At 36.8% G+C, this 5,532-nt stretch carries 5 protein-coding genes and 3 pseudogenes; all 8 read right to left on the bottom strand.

Going from position 1 to position 5,532, the window contains the following annotated elements; all coding sequences use genetic code 11:
• Window positions 1-225: pseudogene (locus H5114_RS20100) on the bottom strand (peptidoglycan-binding protein); the annotation flags it as partial.
• A gap of 42 nt (window positions 226-267) precedes the next feature.
• Window positions 268-768, bottom strand: a complete 501-nt coding sequence (locus tag H5114_RS20105; protein ID WP_182723876.1) for a hypothetical protein — start codon at window positions 766-768, stop codon at window positions 268-270.
• A 589-nt stretch (window positions 769-1,357) separates the two neighbouring features.
• Window positions 1,358-1,738 (bottom strand): hypothetical protein, encoded by a 381-nt coding sequence (locus H5114_RS20595; RefSeq protein ID WP_273057036.1) that lies wholly within the window; start codon window positions 1,736-1,738, stop codon window positions 1,358-1,360.
• Between the two features lie 42 nt (window positions 1,739-1,780).
• Window positions 1,781-1,921: pseudogene (locus H5114_RS20665) on the bottom strand (RHS repeat-associated core domain-containing protein); the annotation flags it as partial.
• A gap of 98 nt (window positions 1,922-2,019) precedes the next feature.
• Window positions 2,020-2,439 (bottom strand): annotated as a pseudogene (locus tag H5114_RS20600) (hypothetical protein); the annotation flags it as partial.
• Window positions 2,440-2,936: 497 nt separating this feature from the next.
• Window positions 2,937-3,965 carry a hypothetical protein gene (locus H5114_RS20115; protein ID WP_182723877.1) on the bottom strand — a complete coding sequence of 343 codons (1,029 nt, stop codon included), beginning with the start codon at window positions 3,963-3,965 and terminating at the stop codon, window positions 2,937-2,939.
• A gap of 380 nt (window positions 3,966-4,345) precedes the next feature.
• Entirely contained in the window at window positions 4,346-4,876 is a 531-nt protein-coding gene (locus H5114_RS20120; RefSeq protein ID WP_182723878.1) for a hypothetical protein, read from the bottom strand.
• Window positions 4,876-5,532, bottom strand: a 657-nt coding sequence (locus tag H5114_RS20125; protein WP_259395354.1) for a hypothetical protein, incomplete at its 5' end; no start/stop codon positions are given. The genes H5114_RS20120 and H5114_RS20125, both read right to left, overlap by 1 nt.

Here is a 5,532-nt window from a genome sequence, read left to right on the forward strand (position 1 = left end):
GCCATCTGGACGTAGCATATTAAGTACTTTGCTTTGAAATAACTTAATCGCTGCAACGGTTTTAGAGCTTTCAGGGCTAGAGCCTAAACGGCCATCAACAATTAATGATTTTGTAGGAGGAATGAATTTAAGCAGTTTGTTTAAACCACTTTGTACTGTTTTTACATCGTTTACATTGTTAGCTCCACCCAGCCCGACAGCTTGAGTTATTTTTATCGATGACATCGTATTATCCTTGTCATTAGTATAATAGCTACAGTAATACATTCATGAGTATTTATCGGCTATTATTTTTAGTTTATCTAACAAACCATCTTTCAACATATAATTAGGAATATTCCACTCGTGAGGTGTTATATTAGAAATATAACTTTTCCTATTACCATTCCAAATATTTAAGCCAGGTAAGTTTTCAGTGCAACAATGTGCCATGGCATTAATGCCAATGGTTTCGGTTTCAAATTCCGCAGTAGTATTGCGTTCAAAGTCTGAAAAACCTCCTGCATCCGGATTTTTAAAAAAACCATTTTCTATTCGGTCAATAATCCACGGCAATGCGGTTAACGGATATTCGGACTGTGAATAACTTCTTTTCTTTTTCATTTTTGAATAAAAATCAGTCGATATAACCAAGTGGCTACCCTTTTTAATGAGTAAAGTTGTCTCATCAGAAAACATCTCATAATCAACCATTAACAATACTTCCTCATCACTTTTAAGATTACGATGATCTATTAATCCCAATGGTTTACATATTACATTGCTCAAGTGTTTATCCTTTAATCGATGTTAAATGAATAGTGGTCACATTTTTCATTTCAGCAATGGTTGGCGAATTATTTCCCCTAACAGACCAAATATTTTAGAAAAACCACCAGAACTTGACTAAATATGATTATTTATCAGTTATCTCCTCATTTTTTAATTGACTTTTATGTTATATTTATTGAAGAGTAGGTGTTAAAACAATCGATCGTCTGATTTTTTTCATTTAGTTTAATACTCTCAGGAAAGTCGAATACTTTTTTTAATTCATTAAAATCGATGTCATATCGTAAATGACAAAAATATCCCGTTCTATTATTACCCCAAACATATGTATTTACTGACTTATTACCATTGTTAATTAAGTAATCAACTACAGGCTGCAAGTGAGAACAGCTAGGTTCCCCATCTCTAGGATAAGGCAAAACTTTTGTTTTATTCATTATTTATTACCCTTTGCTCTTAGTATATTTAATTTTTGACTTATATCTGGAGCATTAATATCTTTCATTTTTTCTAGTGAGTTTCGAACCGGAGCCAATTTACTCAACTGACTATCTTGAATAAAGTACTGTTCGTGTGTTTAATAACGTCATGGGTTAAATTGTGGGTTTGCTTTTATCGACCCAACAGCGGCAGCCCCGAGAGGAATATCTTCTTTAACTTCAAATATCTGTACATATTTTTTATACTCATCACGACCATCACCCGCATAAACTTGCACTCCCTGATTCAACGCTTTAGAGCTAACAAAACCATCTTTAGCCCTTGCTATTTCAACAGCACCTTGAGTTGTAAAATAATTTCCAGTGATCCCACCTTGCTCTTTCCAAGTTATATGCGCTAGTAACATTCCTTTTGGAATAGCGATGTTTTCGAGATTATCAACTCCGATATATGGCTCTTGCCCTTGGTAAGATGCTGATTCTTCAGAAGCAGTAAACTCTTTACAGCTTAAACCAAACGGATCCACCCAATTCACTGAATTTGGGGCATATTGATAATGGTTTATACCGCCCACCAAACGAATAGGGTCTTGGTGTATAAATCGAGCTTGCTGAGGGCTGTAGTACCTAAAACGATTGTAGTGTAACCCTGATTCGTCATCAAAGTATTGGCCTTGAAAACGGATTGGGTTAGTAATTTTGTCTTGCAGAGCTGAATAATCAACATGCTCATTATCCCCACCTCAAAATCTAAGCCTTCAATAGTTTGACCAAACACGTCTTGTTGGCTGCGCCAGACAATTTGGGTGTTTTCATCGGTCAAGCAAATCGGCGTGCCGAGTTGGACTAAATGGTAATAATAAACCTGCCCGGACTTAATTAGTGCTACAGGTGTGAAAGTATCAGGCTGATAAATAAACCAGGTGTATTCAGCTAAGGTGCATTCGCCAATCAGCTGATGATTATCCCAAATAAAGTCGGTTCGACCGAGTTCGGTGATTTTTGCACTGCGACGGCCTAAGGCATCATATTCGTATTGCGTCAGCTTGCCGTTAACGTTGATTTGCACCAGTTGATTTAAGCCATTAAAGCTGCGCTGTTGTTTATCGACAGTGCCAATTTGGCTGATTTGATTGCCACTAGCGTCGTAACGATAATCGAAGTAATTGATGTTGCTTATCATATAGATAACGTCTGGACACAAATAATTGAGTCTCTTTTTGTACATGTCGCCATGTCTGCTCAATTAATCTTGAATAGCTATCATAGGCATGACTGAGTTCAAGTTGATTACCCTGTATCGTTTTATGCAATAAGCCTGATGACAGATAGTGATAATGAGCCAGCTGCACAATCGGCTTCGATGGGCCATGGCCTGTAAAGCGACTGTCTATTAATGTAATGCCACTTAATTGACAGTTTTATTGTTGAAATACTACTGCCAGTAACTATGAGCTTTCATACATAAACCATAGGCATGAGGTAGAATATTGCCCTCTTTAACGACTAAACAACAACCTTCGACAGGCGTATCATCTAAGGTATAGCCAAGACTTTACCCCCAATTAAAAGCAGGTGCGTTAACCAGTAATGCACCTATATTTTGGCTATCCATTTTTAAAGAACTAAACAGGGTTTCACACTAAAGGAATGATTCAATCTTTAAAGTACAGTGCCGTGGGTCCATCAATCACTAAATTGATAATCTTGACCCCAAAACGACATTTAGCTGCGTATTCCTTCATCTACAATTGGCGATAGCACACTTCGTAAGGGTGGATTATGCGTCACAATCGATTTTTGAAAACTCACATTTAAATCAGCTAATGACTCAATACCAAATTCTTTTAATGCTGACATCAATTGCTCTCCCTTGATATTTTTATCACGTAAATCAATCACAAAGCTTTGTAAATTTTGCAGTTCAGCCAATATTTTACTGACTTCTTTACTTAATGGTGCTTGTGCTTCTTTTAACGCGTTATAAGCCGCTTCCCTTGCGCTGTCTGATGATGAGAAAAGTGTTATTTTTTCATCAAATGCAGAGTGTAATTCTGCTTTATACAGTGTTAATTTTTCAACAATATCAGCAATAGTCATCTCTTTTTCACGGCTGAACTCCTGCTTAGCGTCATCTATACGCTCGAATACTTTTTCTAATCGTTCTTCATAGTCGTTAAAGTCATTCACCACTCGCCATAAATCAGCAACCGATTTCTGCGGATAATCCGCCTCTTCAATCATGCCAAAAATCTCCATACGAATAGCGTTTACCGCTAACATCGCAGGTTTAATGGCGGCTATCGCAAATACTCCTATAACAGCATACAATTGATATTCTGACGTCATGCCAGGAACGTGACCAGTAACAAAGTAAACAACGCCAGCATTGATAATATGCGCAACAACTGCAATTACTCCGGCTTTAATCTTAATTTTTTTAACTCGGGCTAAATCATTGGTTAAATCAATACTGTCAGGCTTTTGCGGATGTGTTGCTCGCCTCTCTAACATGGTTTGAGCATTACGGGCGATAAAATAGGTGCTACCGATTAATAAGCTAATAGTAGAGACATACCAAAGATAAAGAGTGGCTGATACCCAAACATGGAATTCAAATTCTGGGACGTCATATTGCTGAGCAAACCATTTAATCAACACGACCAGCAAAAATGTCCCCACAATCCAACCTAACCACTCCTTGATTGTTTGAGTGTAAAATTCGCGTCTAATTTCGCCAAATATATCGTGCATAGTATTCCTTTACTTTGTTAATGATGATAATTCCACCTAATTCCTGTAAGAAACTAGGCGTCAGATATTAAGGTGATAAGTTGATTTAATGTGGGTATGAGACCACTAATCACCAAGACAATGAAATAATTAATAGTTGAAAAGATAAAAGATAATCTTTGTTAATTTTACCATTCTTTATAGAACCCTATGTGTGTAAACGTTATTCTTCGAGTTAAATGCCACACAAAAAAGCGTTAACCACCACTCGCGAAAAACGGGGATAATAAGGAATATATTCTACGCTAACGATGGTGCCTTTGGGTCTGGAAATACTATTCAATTCAGTAGCCTTATCGGCTGACAGCACAGCAACTGAGATAAATGCCAATGATATTATTTTAACGCTTTTTATGTATACCCGTTAGGTCAAAATCATAGTATGCCAATTGGTTTATTACCTTATTTTTAACTAATTCGGTATTGTTAACTTCAATACTTCCATTAACGATATTGATTTGGCTTAAATTACTACTTAAGGTAAAGTTTGGAAGTTCAATTAAATCAGAGTCTACATATTGGTACCCTTTCAATACCTGAAGCTTGTTCCCCGTATGATATTTAATCAAGGCATACTCAATATCATCTTTTTTTATCAATGTGATATTTGGCGTGTGTCCCTTCAAACGAGCAGCAATAAATGGAACACCTTCATTATATGCTAAAACATAGGTGTCAAGAGTCGGTAAACAAATGCCCGATTTATCTTCATGTAAAAGTTTAACTTGATCAAATCTTTTTGACTTAACATCATCACTACTAAATTGCACTACTATCGGCTTTATCACTTTTATTTGAATACAATCTGACGCTGCAGCAAAATGGCTACCGGTCAATAATAAGACTGCAAAAATAGATTTATATAACTTCATTACTTAACCCCATAGGTTTGCCAATTATGAACATACTCTTGAATCGTTCCCTTACCTAACGGCGTATTGTAATAGGATTTCCAATACGCTGCCTGACCATGAAGATCATCCTCTGATGGTAACCCTGCTTGAGCCCTTAAATAATGCACTCTTGCCATAGCACATGCATATAGATCATTATCTTTTAGCTCTTGTAATTTGTCATCATTGTTCAACAATTCGCTGACTTTCTTTGCAAGCTCAGGTCTGTATGCTAGATAATTATCCCAAATATCATCGTGTGTGGCTGGTTCTATTTGAAAATAACTTAAAGCAGGCCCGCCACCTAATTGTTGTCGGTATTTTAAACGGCTCTCTTGGATGGCGGTTCCTAGTAGTAACATTTCTGCTTTTCTGGAGGCTAAACCTATTTTCAAAAGAGCCGGCTTTATTACATTTGTCATGAAAAGTTTAGGGTCTTGCATGCCCGCGATCTGAATGCTCTTTACTATCAACATTTCATTCATCTTTCGAAGAGTTCGACCATTTAAATCAATTTTGCCATCTGGACGTAGCATATTAAGTACTTTGCTTTGAAATAACTTAATCGCTGCAACGGTTTTAGAGCTTTCAGGGCTAGAGCCTAAACGGCCATCAACAATTAATGATTTTGTAGG

Origin of the sequence: Shewanella sp. SR43-8, from assembly GCF_014163775.1 — a bacterium.
Taxonomy (GTDB): domain Bacteria; phylum Pseudomonadota; class Gammaproteobacteria; order Enterobacterales; family Shewanellaceae; genus Shewanella; species Shewanella vesiculosa.